We start from the raw sequence: 17717 nt of genomic DNA on the forward strand, positions 1-17717 counted from the left end.
TGGTACACCAGTGGTCGTAACCGACACGATCAATTACGTTTACGGTAATGGTCCAAAACAAGGACAGCCGATCTATCCCCCAAGTGTGATCGAAAAGACCTTTGTCCCGACCTATACGATCGATGCCGTAACTGGTGAGACTATAGAAACGACTTGGAGTGGTGATGGTAAGATCGCCTCCAGTGCAGTCCCTGATATCCCAGGTTATACACCAGATAAAACATTGATCGCTGAACGTGTTCTAACACCAACGATGGCAGATCAGACTCAAACCGTCCAATATATGTTAGATGAAGTACCTGAGACAAAACCAGAGGTCTCAAACGACCCAACTAAAGCTGAGTCTTTGGAAGAAAACAATGATACTGGATTTAGCATTGAGGCCCAAAAGAGCGTTGAAACGCAAGCTCCAATTTCTGAAAAAGTATCAGAAACTCAAACTAAGATGGAAAGTAAGGTTCAATTACCACAAACAGGTGATGCTAGCGATACGCAAAAAGCTTCCTTTGTTGGTGTGATGCTAACGACCTTAGCTGGCTTATTAGGCTTTGCGACTAAAAAACGTAAAAAAGAAGATGAGTGATCAAAAATTTAGATAACAACTAAATATAGTTAAAAGTCGTACAAACTGAACCATCACAGTTTGTACGACTTTTTATCAGGTATCAAAGTCTGACGATATGATCGCAGACCTGCTCAAAATATGGATCATGACTGACCATAATGATCGTTTTACCCTTTTCCTTTAGCTTTTGGAGCAAGGAAAAGACGAGCGAACGATTTTCAAGATCAAGTGAGCCGGTGGGTTCGTCGGCTAAGATGAGTTCACCAGGTTTTAACAACGCTCGAGCGATAGCGACCCGTTGTTGTTCACCGCCAGATAAGACAGCGACCTTAGTCTTTAAGGAATAATTTAAACCGACTTCTGCCAAAGCTGCTTGCATCTTATTGAGTTTTTCACGATGTTTGAGTTTACTATAAGCAACACCAAGTTCTAAATTAGCTTTGATCGTATCTTCTTTGATCAAACCATAGTCTTGAAAGATAAAACTGACATTTTTGCGCCGATATAAAGTGGCTTTGTGGCGCCCAACTTTGGGGAGTTTTTGCCCATTAAAATAGACATTACCACCTTGATAGTTTTCGATCGCGCCTAAGATCTTCAAGAGCGTTGATTTACCAGAACCACTTTTACCGTAGATCACAGTGATCTGATTTTTCGGAAAATTTACACAAAGATCTGAAAAAACGTACTTCTTTTTGAATTTTTTAGTCAGATCCGTTACACAGATGAGATCATTTGACATTTTTTTTAGCCTCACTTTCTAAGTAACTGATAAAGAGATTTAAGATGAAAAATTCAAGCACAAAAAACAAACTAATAACGACAAGATATACCTCTTTTGGAATATTTTGATCTAGATAAAAAGCTAGCATTACGATGTATTGGAATACAAGCATTACTAAGTAAGGATAGTAATTTCGCAAGCGTGAATAACCAAACATATTTTTAAGCTCGATCTGAGTGAGGTTTTTCTTAAAAAAGCTGAGCAAAGAATAGAAACTAAGCGCAAGTACGATCAGCCAGAGCAAAAGTTGCTCATAAAAATGCGCTAACAGATCACCAAATCCTTGACGTAGCTCTTCAAGCTCACCATGATCATAACGGATCAACTGGGCAACATTGTCACTTAAATTATATTTTTTTAGGATCGGCTCCCATTGCTGAGACAGTTTGCCTAAAGAAGTTTTTTTAAGTGGTAAAAGCAAGCTATCATTGGCAAAGCCAGATAAGATATTGAGATGATATTGCGTAAGACCGTGCGCGATATTTCCTGGAGTAACGATCATAATGGTCTCATTTGCCATATTTTTACCAGTTACGATATTTTTAAAGTTTTGGTTGGAGCGAGGGTTTGAGTAAAAAACTTTGATACCATATTTTTGTGCGATCGGATCATTTTTTTGTTCATATTTGAGTCGTTTAGTGACTAAATCTTTAGGTGTATCAGGGAAAACCAAAACTAATTTTTGGGATGTTGGATCAGGGATGATCTTTTTGTTATGAACATCTCTTAAAGGATAGCGTTTCAAGTAATTAGTGTTGATGATAACACTGGTAAGTTCACGGGCAACGGTATTTGGTTGCTTATAGCTAGAATCACTATCATTTAACAAAAGTGCGCCTTGGCTGTCGGCTATTTGATAGATCTTTTTTAGTTCAGTAGCATTATTGCGGTCATCGACTACATTTCCCCCGATCATATACGGAAAAAATTCAGCATATTTCTTTAATTCAGGATCTTTATGTCCATAGTTACCTGTTAGTAAAGAGCCTAGTGGAGCAAAAAAGGTGATCAAAGTGAGTAAGAAAAATATTTTTATCCCGCCAAGTAAGCAAAAAAGTGAAAGCGAAAAATAGCGTTCCTTAGTGGGAGCTAAGCTTACCAAATACATCAAGCCGACCATTAGAAAGCTTATTACCAAAACTGCAAAGAAGGTAAAGCCTTGTCTATTTAATAATTCAGTTAGTTCTAAATGTTTAGAGATCACCCAAAGATCGTAAATAAAAGCAAATAATATTGCAAATAACGGTTTTAAAGTAAGTGACAAAAAACTACGCCAAAAGGACCAGCCATTTAATTTGTAAAGGCGAAGTGATCGCCATTCTAGTAGTAAGTAGATCAAAACTGCGATCAAGATAAAGACACTTAAAGAGTTGATAAGTGGTGAAAGATCAAGCTCATCATCTAAGAACGGTAATAATAATTCAGTTGAACGAGTGATCTGATAATCTCTTGGCTTATAATGTGTCATAAAACTTTGATTCAAGTGCTGATTTAATAAAGTAATAAAGGCGTTATATTTATTTAGATCAAGCGTTTCAAGAAAAAAGACACCTTCAAAATTCTTTCGATCTTTAAAAACTGATCCAAGTGGCCGAATAGTAACTTTATAACCTTTTAGTAACGGATAGGTATATGTATATTCCGAGTTATCAGATCCTAAGGCGCCAAAATTACCTAAAAAACTAGTTTTATGTAAATTATTGACGTAAAAGTTCTGTTCAGAAATACTTTTAGCATAGTTTAGTCTCCCATTTTCTAATGGATAACCGAGATAAACATTTTTTTCCATATAATTTAGTTCAAATTTTTGAGCACTTTCATCTACGATAGTTATGAGTTGGCGAAATTGTTTTTTAGTGTGAGCAACTAAGGGAAGCTTAAAAGCGATGAAGTGTTCAGAAGTATCGAGCTGCTGTGATGCTAGCTTTACTTCGGAATGGTAATTACTCGAATACGCTGTGATGCTGCTTAGGATAAAACTAAATAAACAAATAACGCTCAGAAATAAATTTTTGGTTTTCATGGCTACCTCCGATAAAAAAGCGTGGCGCGCCACGCTTAAAAACATTGCTATCAAGGTCTGGTGTAATTATAGTATGCTTTGAACGTGCCATACCCTTTGGCAGTCGCAAATGCCCAATGATTTTCTAAAGCAGGTACTAATTTAGTATTATTACCAACTTTAGCAGTTGCAGTATGCCGAGCGAAGCTATGAAAGTAATTAGAATGTCCCCACTTATAGCCATTAAAGTAGTTATGGTGATCGGAATAATAGACCCACCGACTATTTGGCATATTGACTGCAGTAAAGTTAGCATTTGAGAGACGAGCGAAGAGTGCTTGCTTATCGGTCAAGTTTTGTGGTTTTGGTTCATTTGGTTCAACTAACGCCATCGATGAAGCAAAAACGACATGATCGTGATCATCTAATTGTACTTCACCAGAGGTAAGCGAGTCGGGAACAGTGACACTAGCAGCATGAACGGAAAAATCGGTTAAAAACAACAAACAAAAGACGGTTGCAACAAAGAGTAATGATTTGACTGATCCTTTCATAATAGATCCCCCCTATAAGTTTGTGCGCTAATAGTGATCTATCAGCGTATCCAAATTATAGCAAGCTAGATCTAAAAAAGTTGCTCGTAACCGATATATAATATTAAAGTTATTGTTTTGTAAAATATAATTTATATAGCTAAAAAATACCACCATTCCCAGACCGGAAGTGGTGGTATTTTTTAGTATTCAGAGATCTCGATCAGATTACCGTCGGGATCATTGAGATAGATCGAAGTCATTTGTCCATTAGCCCCGATCCTGGTAACTGGACCAGCGATGATCTCAACAAAATAGCTTTTTAGATGATTGATATCATCTGCTAGAGCATCCCCAGTTACTAAGCAAAGATCGGCACTGCCACTCGTAGGCGTTTTAGCAACGAGTGCATCTTTTCGGGCAGTCGTTTGTAATTTTAAAAGCTGATGGCCACAGCGTAAAGTCACTACGGTCTCACTTTCTTCTAAGATCGGCATATCAAATACTTCGTGATAGAAGCGAGTTGCTTTGGCAAGATCGCTCGCGGTCAAAACGATATGATCTAAACGTTTGATTTTCAAAGTGATCACCTCTGATTTATATTTTTTAAAGCATTAGTTAAAAAGTATAGGCCTAGAGCACAGACGCAAGCTTCAGTAAATGGAACGCTGAGCCAAACACCATCTAGGCCAAAGAGTGCAGCAAAGATAAAAACTGCACTGATCAAGATAAAATAGCCTCGTAGTAATGAAAGCGTGAAGGCTGATTTAGCTTTTTCGATCGCAACAAGTGATAACATGATCACGAGATTTTGGCTAGCAAAGAAGACACTGATAAAGTACAGTGGCAAAGCATGAGTCGCGATCTGAGCCAGTTGCGCGGAGTGATCGTGGTTAAAGACACTGACGATCGGTGTTTTGAAGAAAACTAAGATAAAATACAGTACACATGAAAGACCTAAGGCTACTTGTAAGCCAAGTTTGATCGCAGCCTTGACGTTTTTTAGATCACGTTTACCATATTCACGACTAGCGATCGGTTGGACGCCAAGTGCGATCCCATTTGAAAGCGCTAAGACGACGATCGCGATGTCAGCGATGACGCCATAAGCGGCGACAGCAGCATTGCCACTTAATTTGAGTAAGACCCAGTTAAAGGCAAAGATGCTGACCCCAGTACTCATTTCCGTTAAAAAGGATGGGATCCCTAAGCTAGCAGCATGCTTGAGATTTTTTAGCTTAGGTAGAGCAAATTTTAGTTGTAATTTGCGTGCAGGATACTTCCGGTGCCACGTTAAGATCGTTAAGCTAGTCAGGGGTGAAAAGATCGTTGCGATCGCTGCCCCGATCATGTGTAGCTGGAAAACAAAGATCAAAAGCCAGTCTAAAAAAACGACCATTAGCGTAGCCGTCAAAGTTGCGATCATGGTCAATTGTGGATTGCCATCATTTCTAATGAAGTTGACACAGACGTAATTGAGCATGAAAAATGGAGCTCCGAGCGAAATTATCCTAAAATAGCTAAGTGCGATCCCCATGGTCTGCGAATTGGCTCCTAGTAACGTCAAAACTTGTTGCGGGAAGAGATTTAACAAAAGGGCTAATAAACTCCCGGACACAAAACAAAAGATGAGCAACTGTCCAAAAAGGGTCTCGACTTTTTGGGGCTGCTTGATCTTGTGGATCGAGTAGATCGTTGAACCGCCGATCCCAAATAAAAGACCAAGTGCGTTAAAGAAATTGAACATGGGTAGCGAAATATTCAAAGCTGCTAACCCAAGCGTCCCACCAGCAACTGCAATAAAGACCGTATCAACTAGGACGTAAAGTGATAGTCCAGATGAGGCAAAAATATTGCGGATGATATATTGCCCGACTTCACGCCGGATCTGTGATGAAGATTCTTGCAAAAAAATCCCTCCTAAACCAAACTTTCCTCTATCAATCGTGATCGCCTGTCAGAAAGTTCTAAGATGTTATTTTTTGCAAAACCCGGCGATTTTGCGTCCCTTATTTCGATTTCAACATTACGAGTTTAGCAAATTTAAATAAAAAAAGCCAGTCTTACTAAATTTCTGTTAAACGTTTAACATATTTTGCTTTTTACTCTTTTCATAACGCTTACTTTGCGATAAGATAGTTATAAGAAAACGATTACTATTTTGGAGGTAATTTTATAGTGAGTAAATTATATGGAGCTATTGAAGCTGGTGGGACAAAGTTTGTTTGTGCTGTGGCTGATGAAGATTTAAATATTTTAGAACGTGTTTCGATCCCAACGACGGTTCCTGAAGAAACGATGGCAGATGTCTTTAAATTCTTTGAAAAACATGATGTCGTTTCGATCGGGATCGCTTCTTTTGGTCCGATCGATGTTAACCGTAAATCAGAAACTTATGGTTATATCACCAACACACCTAAGCCAGGTTGGAAAGATTATGATTTCTTGGGTGAAATGAAGAAGCGTTTTGATGTTGACTATGCTTGGACAACAGACGTTAATGGAGCTGCTTATGGTGAATTGAAACGTGGGGCAGCTAAGGGGAAAGATAGCTGTGTCTATTTGACAGTCGGAACTGGTATTGGTGGCGGTGTTGTGATCAATGGCAAAGTTATTGAAGGCTATGGTCATCCTGAGATCGGTCATATCGTAATGCGCCGGCATCCAGAAGACCACTATGAAGGTCATTGTCCATTCCACCACGATTGTTTAGAAGGCTTGGCTGCTGGTCCAGCGATCGAAGCTCGTCAAGGTGGGATCAAAGCTTATGAGATCCCTAAAGATGACAAAGCTTGGGAGATCGTGGCTTATTACTTGGCCCAAGCTTGCGTAGATCTAACATTGACACTTTCTCCAGAAAAGATCATTTTCGGTGGTGGTGTTTCTAAACAAGAACAACTCTTCCCAATGATCAGAGAATCTTTTGCAAAACAGTTGAATGATTACGTTCAAACACCAGAGCTAGATGATTATATCGTACATGTTGATCTAGGCGATGATGCTGGGATCACAGGTTGCTTGCTGTTAGCTAAAGAAGCTGAAACTAAATAAGACGTACGCCAATAAGGGCCCTAATACGATGCAGATCTTGTATCGTATTAGGGCCCTTATTTGTGATCATAAGACACTTAAATGGGCTAGTTCTGCTGGATCATTCAAGATCTCGGCTTTGGTCATTATCTTTTGGATCTGATGTTGTTCTGAAAATAAAGCGACCCGATCACAGATATCTTTGATCTGCCCAAAGTGGTGACTGGATAAAATGATCGTTTTACCACTTTGATGTAATTTGGCTAATAACTCAACGATCAAAGTGCGATAGTACGGAGATAAGCCATTGAAAGGTTCATCTAATACGAAAACCTCGGGATTCATCGTTAAGACGCTACCGATCGCTACAAGTTTTTTTTCACCACCAGATAGATGATATGGCACTCGCTCAGCTAGACGTTCGATCGCAAGTAATTTTAGACAATCAGCGACCCGTTGTTCAACTTCAGTTGGTGGTAAACCTAACTGTTGGGGACCAAAAGCTAATTCTTCGCGTACGCTCATATTGAAGAGTTGCACATCACTGTCTTGAAAGACAAAACCGATCTGTTTATAAAGTTTAGCCGCTTGTTTAGGATCATCTAAAAAAGCTTTATTGATATCTAGATCTTTGAAATGATAGCTACCATCTTTTAATGGGAAAAAACCAGTCAAGATCTTTAATAAAGTCGATTTGCCTGAACCATTTGGCCCCATGATGACCAAAGTTTCCCCGGTTTTGACTTCTAAAGAAACATCATTTAAGGCAAGTTGACCTTCATAATCATAAAATGCGTTATTTACTGTAAGCATGACGATTCCTTTCTATCTGTTCAAAGCCACCAAAACAATAGGCAAAGCAAACCTAATTCAAGCAGTGGCAAAAGATCATTTTGAGTGATCTTAGGGTACAGCTGATTTTTATTAGTAAGTTTATAGCCGCGCAAGACCATTGCTTGGTAGAGGTCATTCATGCGGCTTTTTAGTGATAGGTAAAGTTCACCGATCAGATTGCCTAAAAGATGGAATGAAGCTTTTTGACCTAACGTTTTAAAGCGAATACTATATAACGATTCCTGTAAGTAGATCCCCGCTAAGTAACAATATTTTACAGTGATATCAAGCGTCAAGATCAAGACGCTCGGGAAATGGAGTTGTTTGAGCGCAAAGATGAATTGTTGCCAAGTCGTTGTTCCTGAAAAATAAGCTAAGGCTAACAATAAAACACTGATCCGCATGAAAAATAGTGGCAGATCAGCTTTTTGGCTCAAAAATAAACTCGGTAAGATAAAGATCGCTGTGAAAATGATCAATTTTAAGTATTTTTTGAAGATCATCAAGATCGCATTTCCCGGGAAAAACGCCAACTGTCCTAAATAAAGTAAAAGGCAAGCCCAAAGAAAGATAAGATCGTGTGATAACAAGACCAATAGCGAGGTAATGAGCAAGCTACAGACCCGAAGCCAGGGTGAGCTTTTGACATGATGAACAGGCGTAATGTTGGTGAAAAAGTGCAACAATTTACCTAGTGAAGCGATATTGACACCAACAAAATCATGTTGCTTCTCAAAATTCAAGTGGGTTTGATCTTTGGTCTGAAGCCAAGCTGGCAAATCAGCTCTAGTGTGCATGTTCATTGTTTTTACCTAAAGACATCAAGATCTTGCCTAACAATAAAAAGACTAAAACAGCAGTGACAGCACTTAAGATATAACCGAGCGAAAGGGCTGTTCCGGGTACGGTATAGTCACCAAAAAGTGCATTGAAATCAACGCCGTGAGTCATCCCAGAAGGTAAGGTATTACCCAAATGTTCACTGTGCATTTTACCTAATAATTCACTAGTATCCCATTCGCCCCAAGCAGTCCCACTGGCCAATAGACCTAGTGGAGATAAAACGATCATTGCTCCGATCAGATAGTAGAAATACTTAAAGCCAAGTTGCATCTTAGAAGCCTCAGGCAAAGTCGCACGAGTAGGTGTGTAAAGCTCGGCAGGAGCGACTTTTTTGACGAAAGCATAGACGGCATAGGTGAAGAAAGCTTCAACGACACCAGCAACGAGTAAATGAGCAAATAACATCGCTGGAACGGCGATCGTGATCGGATAAGGGTTATACAGCGGTTGACCACTTGCACTGGTTGCAACGACTGGTTGAAGACCTAATTCAACTCCAGCTAATAAGGCGGCGGCATTGATCCCAAAGTATGAACCTAAGACGACGCCTGCTTTTTCATGACCGTGTTTGCGCAAAAAAGCATAGATCCCATAACCGACAAACGGCATGACGACAGCCATGTTGAAAATATTTGCGCCTAAAGCTAAGAGACCACCATCACCAAATAAAAAGGCTTGTAACAAAAGCGCGACGGTGACAGCTACACACGCGGCATATGGCCCGACTAAAATAGCTAACAAGGTAGCTCCGACCGCATGCGCAGTCGTACCGCCAGGAATAGGAACATTAAACATCATTACTAAAAATGAAAGGGAAGCACAGATCCCAAGCATCGGTGCCAGTTCACGGTTTTTAGTCAATTGTTGCTTGGTTTTTGAAAGTGAGACCGCTAAAACAGGTGTAGCGGCAGCAAACATCACCCCACAAGTTGCGGGACTCAAATAGTTATCAGGAATATGCATAAAAACATCCTCTTTTCTAAAATTTTTCCCCATGCTCACGTGACTCTTATGTAAGAACGAGTTATCGCTTGAACATACGCTCATTATACGGTGCTAAATGTTATCAAAAAATCTTTTATGTATAACTTCAAAGCATAATTTTGTGATTTTTTATTCAATATTTGGCAAGAAAAGTGCTTACTTTGAGGGGAATTTGCAAAAAAAAAGCCGAAAAACGCATTTTTTTAGGATAAAAATTCCTTGATAGAATAACTTTTAGCGCTTTTTTTTAGTTTTAAATAAAAAGTTAAACAAAATAGTTAAATGATTTAAGAGTAGATTTAATGGCGAGGAAAATTTCCTTGAGCAATTTTTATGGAGGGACTAGTATGTCGATCAATAGTGGCGATACAGCATTTATGATGCTTTGTACCGCAATGGTCTGCTTGATGACGCCTGGGTTAGCGTTCTTTTACGGTGGCTTGGCTCGTAAACGCAGTATTTTATTTATTATGATGGAATCGTTCATTTCAATGGGTATCGTGACCTTGATTTGGATGTTTGGTGGTTTTGGTTTAGCTTTTGGAAAGGACATCCATGGGGTGATCGGTCGCTTTACGGATTACTTTGGTCTAGCACATGTTGGCTTAGTACCAAATGCAGTTCATGCTGCTTCGATCCCATTTGCCTTGTTCTTCTTGTTCCAATTGATGTTTTGTGTGATCACTGTACCTTTGATGACGGGGGCTTTTGCCGAACGTTTGAATCTAAAGGGTTATATCTTACTTTTGATCTGTTGGACGATCTTAGTTTATATCCCAGTTTGTCACTGGGTCTGGGGTGAAGGCTTCCTATCCAAGTGGGGTTTTGTTGACTTTGCTGGTGGGACAGTTATCCATACGACCGCTGGTTTTGCAGCCTTAGCAAGTATCTTTGTTTTAGGTAAACGCAAAGTCGCTAAGCAAGGAATGCATCCAAACAACTTGATGGCTGCAGCGATCGGGACTGGACTTTTGTGGTTCGGTTGGTTTGGCTTTAACTCCGGTGGTGCTTTATCTGCTGGTGCTTTGGCAACTAAAGCCTTTACGAATACCTTAGTTGGATTGGCTAGTGGGATGATCGCTTGGTTGATCATGGCTAAGATCTTACGGGGCAAGATCAATTTTGTCGATGTGATGACTGGTTCTGTTGCTGGTCTAGCAACGATCACACCTTGTGCTGGTTATATCGCACCAAGTTCAGCCATCATCGTTGGTATCGTAGCTGGTATCATTTGTAATTTAGCTGTTGGTTTCCGGCAAAAGAAAGGCTGGGACGATGCGCTCGATGTTTGGGGCGTTCACGGTGTCGGTGGTTTTACCGGAACGATCTTGATCGGTCTGTTAGCTGATAAGACGGTCAATGGTGTTGGTGCTAGTTTCCATCAATTATTAGTTCAAGTTGGTGGGGTCGTTTTGACAGCGATCTATGCCTTTGTGTTGACCTATATCTTGCTTAAGTTCTTAGGTGCTGTGACACAGATCAAACCAACCCAAAAGCAGATCGAAGAAGGTTTAGATAAGACGTTGCTTGAAGAAACAGCTTACGATAAAAATTAAGCGGTATTTTTAAAGTAGCTTCCAACGAGAGGAGGTGAATACAAAAATGCTAGGTGTGATCTTACTTTATGTTGGAATGGTCTTGATGAGTAACGGTATTTGCCGCCTTACAAAGATCGAGGATAAGTCATTAGTCGTGATGAATATTTTCACTGGTGGTCTGGGTCTAGTCTTAAACATCATTGCCATTTCGATCGGAGTTGCACAAAATGCAGCTTATAGTTGGTATTATGCAAGCGCAACGGGCCTCTTATTCGCATTTACATACCTATATACGGCAATAAATACGATTTTTGACTTTGATCAACGTTTGTATGGTTGGTACAGCTTGTTTGTAGCGATCAACACGATCCCTGCTGGACTCTTATGTTTCCAAGGGTACGGTGGGAACAGTTGGTATGGTATTATCTGGTGGCTTTGGGGCATCCTTTGGTTAACTGGATTTATCGAAACTGTATTGAAGAAAAACTTAGGTAGCTTTGTCGGTTGGCTCGGGGTGATCGAAGGGATCATCACAGCTTGGATCCCAGGCTTTATGATGCTGACAGGTGTCTGGCCTAAGTAATTGATTAGCGCTAAAGAGAGGTGTAAAAGTTATGCAATTAACAGAACGTGAACGTGAAAAGATGATCATCAGTTTAGCTGGAATGATCGCACAAAATAGAAAAGATAAGGGGATCAAATTAAATCACCCTGAAAGTGTGGCTTTGATCACAAGTTTCGTGTTAGAAGGCGCACGTGCTGGTAAGACGGTCTCAGAATTGATGGATGAAGGTCGTCAAGTGTTGACCAGAGAAGATGTCATGGAAGGTGTACCAGAAATGATCCCAATGATCCAAGTGGAAGCAACTTTCACTGATGGGACAAAATTGGTAACGATCCACGACCCGATCCAATAAAAAGTGAGGAGGACTTTAAAATGGTTCCAGGAGAATATAATTTAGCTAAAGAACCGGTATTATGTAATGAAGGTTACGAAGCTATCAAGATCGAAGTTAAAAATGTCGGTGACCGTGCAGTTCAAGTTGGTTCTCACTTCCATTTTTACGAAGCAAATGAACGTGGGTTACAATTTGATCGCGACAAAGCATGGGGCAAACGCTTAGATATCCCAGCAGGGACAGCTATCCGCTTTGAACCAGGCGAAAAACGGACGGTATCATTGATCGACATGGGTGGCAAGCGCCGTGTCTTTGGTTTCAATGATAAAGTAGATGGTTACTTAGATAACGATAACCGTGGTTTACATCACAAGTTAAGCTAAGAAAAGAGGAATAGCAATGAGTTTCAAAATGGACAGAAAACAATATTCCCAAATGTTTGGTCCAACTGTAGGCGATAGCGTGCGTTTAGGTGATACCAACCTTTATGCAGCGATCGAAAAAGACTTAACAGTCCATGGCCAAGAAAGTAAATTTGGTGGCGGTAAAGTTTTACGTGATGGTATGGGTGTCAATGCAACTGAAATGCGTAAAGATAATCCATTGGTTGCTGATACGATCATTTCAGGTGCAACGATCATCGACTATACTGGCGTCATCAAAGCTGATATTGGGATCAGAGATGGTAAGATCTTAGCCATCGGTAAGGGTGGTAACCCAGATAATATGGACAACGTTGACTTTGTTGTCGGTGCAAGTACTGAAGCGATCTCAGGTGAAGGCCTGATCGTCACCGCTGGTGGGATCGACTTACACGTTCACTACTTATCACCTGGTTTGACGCATGCAGCGTTAGATAACGGGATCACGACTTTATTTGGTGGTGGTACTGGTCCAGCTGACGGCTCTAACTCTGCAACTTGTGCTCCTGGTGCTTATCATATCCACCGGATGCTCGAAGCAACTGATTCAATGCCTGTCAACTTAGGTATCATGGCTAAAGGTGCCGGTGATGTACCTGAAACGATCGGTGAACAGATCGAAGCTGGGGCTTGTGCGATCAAGACCCATGAAGACTGGGGTGCTACAGCAGCTGGGATCGATAATTCCTTAAAAGCAGCTGACAAATATGATGTTCAATTTGCGGTACATACTGACTCATTGAACGAAGGTGGATTTGTTGATAATACGATCGATGCCTTCAAGGGTCGTACGGTGCACACATTCCATACAGAAGGTGCTGGTGGTGGCCATGCGCCTGACATCATGGTCGTTGCTGGTCAAAAGAACGTTTTGCCATCTTCAACTAACCCAACGAACCCTTATACAGACAATGAGATCGATGAATTGTTTGATATGGTCATGGTTTGTCATAACCTTGATCCTAAAGTTCCTGAAGACGTGGCCTTTGCTGAATCTCGGGTCAGAAAACAAACGATCGCTGCTGAAGATGTTTTACATGACATGGGTGCTTTGAGTGTCATGACTTCAGATGCTATGGCAATGGGTCGTGTTGGTGAAGTTGCTATGCGTTGTTGGCAATTGGCTGACAAGATGAAAGCTCAACGTGGTAGTCTTGAAGGCGATAGTGAATATAACGATAACAACCGGATCAAACGTTACGTTGCTAAATACACGATCAACCCAGCGATCGTTAATGGTGTAGCTGATTATATCGGTTCAGTTGAAGTTGGTAAATTTGCTGACTTAGTTATTTGGGAACCAGCTAAATTTGGGACAAAACCAAAGATGGTCTTAAAAGGTGGTATGATCACTTACGGTGTTATGGGTGATGCAAGCTCAAGTTTGCCAACACCAGAACCACGGATGATGCGTGACCTTTATGGTGCCTTTGGTAAAGCTGTCGGTTCAACAAACATTACTTTTGTTTCGAAATATGCTTATGACCATGGTATCAAAGAAGAATTGGGCTTAGATAAGATCGTCTTACCGGTTCACAACACACGTAATTTGACAAAACGTGATATGAAGTTAAACAACTATGTGCCAAGCACGATCAAAGTTGATCCACATACCTTTGATGTTACGATCGATGGTGAATTGATCACTTGTGATCCGATCAAGACTGCATCATTGGCACAACGTTACTACCTCTTCTAAAATTTAGTTTTTTCAAGTTATCGGGATAGATTTAAATATGATTTAAGCAAAGGCCAAGACGTGTCTTGACCTTTGTTTGGGTAATAATGGAGGAATTTAACATGATTTTAACAGAAGTGTTTGCTAACGTTGAGGATATCAATGATTTAGAACAATATCACATTGAGACTTGTATGGTCAAAAGCGATGATCTGATGAAGCGGATTTTACGCGTGACCTCTGATCATGGTAATGATTATGGGATCCGGTTAGCTGAAGATAGCGAAGGCTTAGAAAATGGCTCAGCTTTCAAGGTCGGGCACCGTCGCTTGCTAGTTTTAAGCGTGATCCCAGATGAGATCATTAAAATTGCACCTAAAGATATTGATGAAATGGGTGTGATCGCACATATGCTTGGTAATTTGCATAAACCAGTTCAAGTCGAAGCTGGAAAGATCACTTTGTTGTTTGATCCTGTTGTGGTTAAGACTTTAGATCAAAAACAAGTTGAATATACAGTAGAAAAGGCGCAATTAGCTGAACCTTTGCGCTATGTGGATCTGACAAATGGAAAATAGGCCACGATTAAGCACACTTTTGGATTATTTAGAGGTTTTTCAAATTTGTGATTCCACTTTCCCGATCGGAACTTTTAACCACTCTTTTGGGATGGAAAACTATCTACATGATCGCAAAATCAAGCACACACCCGAATTTCAACAATGGTTTGAAAATTATTTCAAATCACAATTTAAATATGGTGAAGGTTTATTGACTGTATTATGTTGGCAAGCTTTAAAAGCTGGTCAGATCGAAAAATTGTGGGAATATGACGAAATTATTACCCATTCAACTTTGGCATTGGAAACGCGTAATGGTCAAAAGTTGATCGCTAAGCAAATGCTAGCTTTGATCAAGCAAATGTACGGTGAGATAAAACCGTTAGACACTTACGAAAAAAAGATCAAAAAAGGCGAACTTGCAGGTAGTCCAGCGATCGTATTTACGATTTTTGCACACTATCAAAAGATGCCATTAATGGATACTTTTTTAATGTATGGCTATAGTATTGGTTCAACGATGGTCCAAAATGCTGTTCGCGCAATTCCATTAGGACAACGGGATGGACAAGTGGTATTGAACAATATTATCAAACTTTTAGGAGAGCTCTATCCAGAAGTTGAAAAATTAGATGGATCGTATTTAGGAGCTAATGTTCCGGGACTTGAATTAGCTCAGATCAAACATGAAACACAAGGCTCAAGATTATTTATGTCCTAGGGGGATCAGAAAATGAAAAAAGCAATTAGAATCGGTGTTGGTGGTCCTGTTGGTTCAGGTAAGACGATGTTGATCGAACGTTTAACACGGGCAATGCATGATGATTACAATATGGCAGTCATCACAAATGATATCTACACCAAAGAAGACGCAGAATTTATGGTCAAAAATTCAGTTTTAGATGAAGATCGGATCATCGGGGTTGAGACCGGTGGCTGTCCACATACTGCTATTCGTGAAGATGCTTCAATGAACTTGGCTGCGATCGATGAATTGGAAGAACGTTTTGATAACGAGCTAGATATCATCTTTGTTGAAAGTGGTGGCGATAACTTAGCAGCCACATTTAGTCCAGAATTGGTCGATTTTTCGATCTATATCATTGATGTGGCTGAAGGTGAAAAGATCCCACGTAAAGCAGGTCAAGGGATGATCAAGTCTGACCTATTTATCATCAATAAGATCGATCTAGCTAAATATGTTGGTGCTGATCTCGACCGGATGAAGAGCGATTCAGAAATGTTTAGAAGTGATGGTACTTTCTTGTTTACTAACTTGAAAAAAGATGAAGGTCTACAAGATGTCATCGCTTGGATCAAAAAGAATTGTCTATTAGAAGATTTAGAAGAAGTCAAGAACTAGAGGAATACAGATGGATAAAAAATATGACGGTGTGATCGAGATGCGCTTTTTACCGCGCAATGGCCGCACGATCGCACAGAAATTATATCATAAGGGAAATTCACGTATTTCCTCGGTTATACCGACGACCGAAAATCAATTGCCGTACTATTTCTTGATCTCTACTGGTGGTGGTTTTACAGAAGGTGAGCAATACCAAGTCAAGATCACACTTGAAGATAATGCCCATGCAGTTTTGACAACGCAGACACCAAATTATGTGTATAAGTGTGATAATTTACGCCAAACGTGTCAAGAAACACAGATCAAACTCGGACAGGGTGCCTTTTTGGAATATTACATGGATGAAGTTATCCCATATAAGAATGCTTATTATCGCCAGTTTATGGACCTTGATCTAGCTGAAGATGCTTCGTTGATCTTGACCGATGGTTTGACCAGTGGCTGGTCCCCAGACGAAAAACCTTTTCAGTATCGGGATGTTGGGATGCGAACGAAGATCAAAGTCGCGGGCAAATTAGTGTATAATGATTACTTGTTGTGTACGCCTCAAGTCGATGAACTAGCTGAATTAGGTTATTTTGAAGGTTATACTAACTTTAACTCAGTTGTTTTGATCGATAAAAATATCGACCAAGATTTTGTGAAAAAGGCGCGGGCGGTGATCAAACTTCCAGAAGCAGATGTTTCATTTGGGATCTCGTTATTGGAAGAAAATGGAGCGGTCTTACGGATCTTAGGATATGACGGTTATACCAATCGCCAGATCCAAAATCAATTTATCGAATTTTACCGTGAAGAATTCAAGGGCTGTGCGCCGTTGAAACTTCGAAAAAATGATCGAGCATATAATTAATTGGAAAAGAGTGAATGATCGTGACAGGAACTTTTTGGTTGGGTTTTGGAGCTGCTGGACTAGGAGCCTTTTTTGGTGGTTGTCTGCGGAGTTTGTTCTCTGATTGGTTCAATCATGCTAAGGCGTATCTTCCTTATGGTACATTGGCCGCCAACTTACTTGGCTCTCTTTTGATCGGGATCTTTGCTGCTTTGGTGGCAAAGGGGGAACTTTCACAAATGGCTAACACATTGCTTGCCGGCGGATTTTGTGGAGGTTTAACGACTTTTTCGACCTTTTCATTAGAAAATCTCAAGTACTTCAAACAAGGTAAAACAGGGCATGCTGTGCTTTATTGGTGTGGTAGTGTAGTGTTGTGCTTAGCTTGTGTCTATTTAGGCTTAGCCCTTGGAAAGCTATTTTAGATAAGGATCAGGTGGAAAAATGAAAAAATCAACAGAATTATTGCTTGTTGGCTGTGGTTGCTTTTTTGGTGGCGCCTTGCGTTATGTTTGTGAGACCTTGATCGGACCTAGTGTTTCAGAGGCTTTCGCTATTTTAGTCGTTAATGTTAGTGGATGTTTTTTGATCGGGTTGATCTCAGCTGGTTTATTTAAAAAGACACTTTCGGCTGAATTTGGTAAATTGGCCTCAACGGGTTTTTGTGGTGGTTTAACGACCTTTTCTTCATTTGCTGATGGGATCGTCAATTTATTTGATGCTTCGCAAGTGGCAGTGGGGTTGTTATACATCGCTCTTAATATGTTGCTCGGGCTGTTAGCCGTTTACCTAGGTCTAAAAGTAGTTTTAAAAACAAAATTTAGTGATTTTGCAAATTGATCAAAGA

The 17717-nt window shown here is 40.2% G+C and carries 21 protein-coding genes; 13 read left to right on the forward strand and 8 right to left on the reverse strand.

The window, feature by feature from the left end:
* On the forward strand, positions 1-583 hold a 583-nt coding region (locus LMU01S_RS08055; protein ID WP_156470397.1), incomplete at its 5' end, for a mucin-binding protein.
* A gap of 82 nt (positions 584-665) precedes the next feature.
* On the opposite strand, the gene LMU01S_RS08060 is transcribed toward LMU01S_RS08055, so the two are convergent.
* The 5 genes from LMU01S_RS08060 to LMU01S_RS08080 form a co-directional block, all read right to left on the reverse strand.
* Positions 666-1307 carry an ATP-binding cassette domain-containing protein gene (locus LMU01S_RS08060; protein WP_056959299.1) on the reverse strand — a complete coding sequence of 214 codons (642 nt, stop codon included), beginning with the start codon at positions 1305-1307 and terminating at the stop codon, positions 666-668.
* Positions 1297-3372 carry a bacteriocin-associated integral membrane family protein gene (locus tag LMU01S_RS08065; protein ID WP_056959298.1) on the reverse strand — a complete coding sequence of 692 codons (2076 nt, stop codon included), beginning with the start codon at positions 3370-3372 and terminating at the stop codon, positions 1297-1299. The genes LMU01S_RS08060 and LMU01S_RS08065 overlap by 11 nt, the downstream gene beginning before the upstream one ends.
* A gap of 50 nt (positions 3373-3422) precedes the next feature.
* On the reverse strand, positions 3423-3905 hold the full coding sequence (locus LMU01S_RS08070) for a lactococcin 972 family bacteriocin (RefSeq protein ID WP_056959297.1): 483 nt from the start codon (positions 3903-3905) through the stop codon (positions 3423-3425).
* A gap of 182 nt (positions 3906-4087) precedes the next feature.
* On the reverse strand, positions 4088-4465 hold the full coding sequence (locus LMU01S_RS08075; RefSeq protein ID WP_056959296.1) for a VOC family protein: 378 nt from the start codon (positions 4463-4465) through the stop codon (positions 4088-4090).
* 5 nt (positions 4466-4470) lie between these two features.
* Positions 4471-5793: an MATE family efflux transporter gene (locus tag LMU01S_RS08080; RefSeq protein ID WP_056959295.1), complete on the reverse strand. Its 1323-nt coding sequence runs from the start codon at positions 5791-5793 to the stop codon at positions 4471-4473.
* Positions 5794-6062: 269 nt separating this feature from the next.
* On the opposite strand from LMU01S_RS08080, the gene LMU01S_RS08085 reads away from it, so the two are divergent.
* Positions 6063-6935, forward strand: coding sequence for an ROK family protein (locus LMU01S_RS08085; protein WP_056959294.1), 873 nt, complete (start codon positions 6063-6065; stop codon positions 6933-6935).
* Between the two features lie 66 nt (positions 6936-7001).
* On the opposite strand, the gene LMU01S_RS08090 is transcribed toward LMU01S_RS08085, so the two are convergent.
* From LMU01S_RS08090 to cbiM, 3 genes are read right to left on the reverse strand one after another with little or no spacing between them, the layout of a single operon-like run.
* Positions 7002-7727, reverse strand: a complete 726-nt coding sequence (locus LMU01S_RS08090; RefSeq protein ID WP_056959293.1) for an energy-coupling factor ABC transporter ATP-binding protein — start codon at positions 7725-7727, stop codon at positions 7002-7004.
* Positions 7728-7747: 20 nt separating this feature from the next.
* Complete coding sequence (locus LMU01S_RS08095) at positions 7748-8551, reverse strand: CbiQ family ECF transporter T component (protein ID WP_056959292.1); 804 nt, start codon at positions 8549-8551, stop codon at positions 7748-7750.
* The gene (cbiM, locus tag LMU01S_RS08100; protein WP_056959291.1) at positions 8535-9554 is read right to left on the reverse strand and encodes a cobalt transporter CbiM; all 1020 of its coding nucleotides are present in this window, start codon (positions 9552-9554) and stop codon (positions 8535-8537) included. Before cbiM ends, LMU01S_RS08095 begins: the two co-directional genes overlap by 17 nt.
* A gap of 368 nt (positions 9555-9922) precedes the next feature.
* Between cbiM and LMU01S_RS08105 the strand changes: the two genes are divergently transcribed.
* From LMU01S_RS08105 to LMU01S_RS08155, 11 genes are all read left to right on the forward strand, one after another.
* Positions 9923-11131: an ammonium transporter gene (locus tag LMU01S_RS08105; RefSeq protein ID WP_056959290.1), complete on the forward strand. Its 1209-nt coding sequence runs from the start codon at positions 9923-9925 to the stop codon at positions 11129-11131.
* Positions 11132-11177: 46 nt separating this feature from the next.
* Complete coding sequence (locus LMU01S_RS08110; RefSeq protein WP_056959289.1) at positions 11178-11696, forward strand: AmiS/UreI family transporter; 519 nt, start codon at positions 11178-11180, stop codon at positions 11694-11696.
* A gap of 31 nt (positions 11697-11727) precedes the next feature.
* A complete protein-coding gene (locus LMU01S_RS08115; protein WP_004050870.1) occupies positions 11728-12030 on the forward strand; it encodes an urease subunit gamma in 303 nt (100 codons plus the stop codon).
* 20 nt (positions 12031-12050) lie between these two features.
* Positions 12051-12395 (forward strand): urease subunit beta, encoded by a 345-nt coding sequence (locus LMU01S_RS08120; protein WP_056959288.1) that lies wholly within the window; start codon positions 12051-12053, stop codon positions 12393-12395.
* Between the two features lie 16 nt (positions 12396-12411).
* Complete coding sequence (gene ureC, locus LMU01S_RS08125; RefSeq protein WP_056959287.1) at positions 12412-14133, forward strand: urease subunit alpha; 1722 nt, start codon at positions 12412-12414, stop codon at positions 14131-14133.
* A gap of 101 nt (positions 14134-14234) precedes the next feature.
* Complete coding sequence (locus LMU01S_RS08130) at positions 14235-14690, forward strand: urease accessory protein UreE (RefSeq protein ID WP_056959286.1); 456 nt, start codon at positions 14235-14237, stop codon at positions 14688-14690.
* Positions 14680-15393 carry an urease accessory protein UreF gene (locus LMU01S_RS08135; protein ID WP_056959285.1) on the forward strand — a complete coding sequence of 238 codons (714 nt, stop codon included), beginning with the start codon at positions 14680-14682 and terminating at the stop codon, positions 15391-15393. The genes LMU01S_RS08130 and LMU01S_RS08135 overlap by 11 nt, the downstream gene beginning before the upstream one ends.
* A 12-nt stretch (positions 15394-15405) precedes the next feature.
* The gene (gene ureG / locus LMU01S_RS08140) at positions 15406-16035 is read left to right on the forward strand and encodes an urease accessory protein UreG (RefSeq protein WP_056959284.1); all 630 of its coding nucleotides are present in this window, start codon (positions 15406-15408) and stop codon (positions 16033-16035) included.
* A 10-nt stretch (positions 16036-16045) separates the two neighbouring features.
* A complete protein-coding gene (locus LMU01S_RS08145; protein WP_056959283.1) occupies positions 16046-16891 on the forward strand; it encodes an urease accessory protein UreD in 846 nt (281 codons plus the stop codon).
* A 14-nt stretch (positions 16892-16905) separates the two neighbouring features.
* Positions 16906-17295 (forward strand): fluoride efflux transporter CrcB, encoded by a 390-nt coding sequence (crcB, locus tag LMU01S_RS08150; protein ID WP_225354622.1) that lies wholly within the window; start codon positions 16906-16908, stop codon positions 17293-17295.
* Positions 17296-17314: 19 nt separating this feature from the next.
* A complete protein-coding gene (locus LMU01S_RS08155; protein ID WP_056959282.1) occupies positions 17315-17710 on the forward strand; it encodes a fluoride efflux transporter FluC in 396 nt (131 codons plus the stop codon).
* Positions 17711-17717 lie beyond the last annotated feature (7 nt).

Origin of the sequence: Ligilactobacillus murinus DSM 20452 = NBRC 14221 (assembly GCF_001591685.1) — a bacterium.
Taxonomy (GTDB): domain Bacteria; phylum Bacillota; class Bacilli; order Lactobacillales; family Lactobacillaceae; genus Ligilactobacillus; species Ligilactobacillus murinus.

What these genes read in the sequence shown, in the direction of transcription:
- ureG (WP_056959284.1), top strand. Translation starts at nt 15,406, where the DNA reads ATGAAAAAAGCAATTAGAATCGGTGTTGGTGGTCCTGTTGGTTCAGGT.
- LMU01S_RS08145 (WP_056959283.1), top strand. Translation starts at nt 16,046, where the DNA reads ATGGATAAAAAATATGACGGTGTGATCGAGATGCGCTTTTTACCGCGC.
- LMU01S_RS08095 (WP_056959292.1), bottom strand. Translation starts at nt 8,551, where the DNA reads ATGAACATGCACACTAGAGCTGATTTGCCAGCTTGGCTTCAGACCAAA.
- LMU01S_RS08090 (WP_056959293.1), bottom strand. Translation starts at nt 7,727, where the DNA reads ATGCTTACAGTAAATAACGCATTTTATGATTATGAAGGTCAACTTGCC.
- LMU01S_RS08060 (WP_056959299.1), bottom strand. Translation starts at nt 1,307, where the DNA reads ATGTCAAATGATCTCATCTGTGTAACGGATCTGACTAAAAAATTCAAA.
- LMU01S_RS08130 (WP_056959286.1), top strand. Translation starts at nt 14,235, where the DNA reads ATGATTTTAACAGAAGTGTTTGCTAACGTTGAGGATATCAATGATTTA.
- crcB (WP_225354622.1), top strand. Translation starts at nt 16,906, where the DNA reads ATGATCGTGACAGGAACTTTTTGGTTGGGTTTTGGAGCTGCTGGACTA.
- LMU01S_RS08120 (WP_056959288.1), top strand. Translation starts at nt 12,051, where the DNA reads ATGGTTCCAGGAGAATATAATTTAGCTAAAGAACCGGTATTATGTAAT.
- LMU01S_RS08110 (WP_056959289.1), top strand. Translation starts at nt 11,178, where the DNA reads ATGCTAGGTGTGATCTTACTTTATGTTGGAATGGTCTTGATGAGTAAC.
- cbiM (WP_056959291.1), bottom strand. Translation starts at nt 9,554, where the DNA reads ATGCATATTCCTGATAACTATTTGAGTCCCGCAACTTGTGGGGTGATG.
- LMU01S_RS08115 (WP_004050870.1), top strand. Translation starts at nt 11,728, where the DNA reads ATGCAATTAACAGAACGTGAACGTGAAAAGATGATCATCAGTTTAGCT.
- LMU01S_RS08070 (WP_056959297.1), bottom strand. Translation starts at nt 3,905, where the DNA reads ATGAAAGGATCAGTCAAATCATTACTCTTTGTTGCAACCGTCTTTTGT.
- LMU01S_RS08135 (WP_056959285.1), top strand. Translation starts at nt 14,680, where the DNA reads ATGGAAAATAGGCCACGATTAAGCACACTTTTGGATTATTTAGAGGTT.
- LMU01S_RS08105 (WP_056959290.1), top strand. Translation starts at nt 9,923, where the DNA reads ATGTCGATCAATAGTGGCGATACAGCATTTATGATGCTTTGTACCGCA.
- LMU01S_RS08065 (WP_056959298.1), bottom strand. Translation starts at nt 3,372, where the DNA reads ATGAAAACCAAAAATTTATTTCTGAGCGTTATTTGTTTATTTAGTTTT.
- ureC (WP_056959287.1), top strand. Translation starts at nt 12,412, where the DNA reads ATGAGTTTCAAAATGGACAGAAAACAATATTCCCAAATGTTTGGTCCA.
- LMU01S_RS08155 (WP_056959282.1), top strand. Translation starts at nt 17,315, where the DNA reads ATGAAAAAATCAACAGAATTATTGCTTGTTGGCTGTGGTTGCTTTTTT.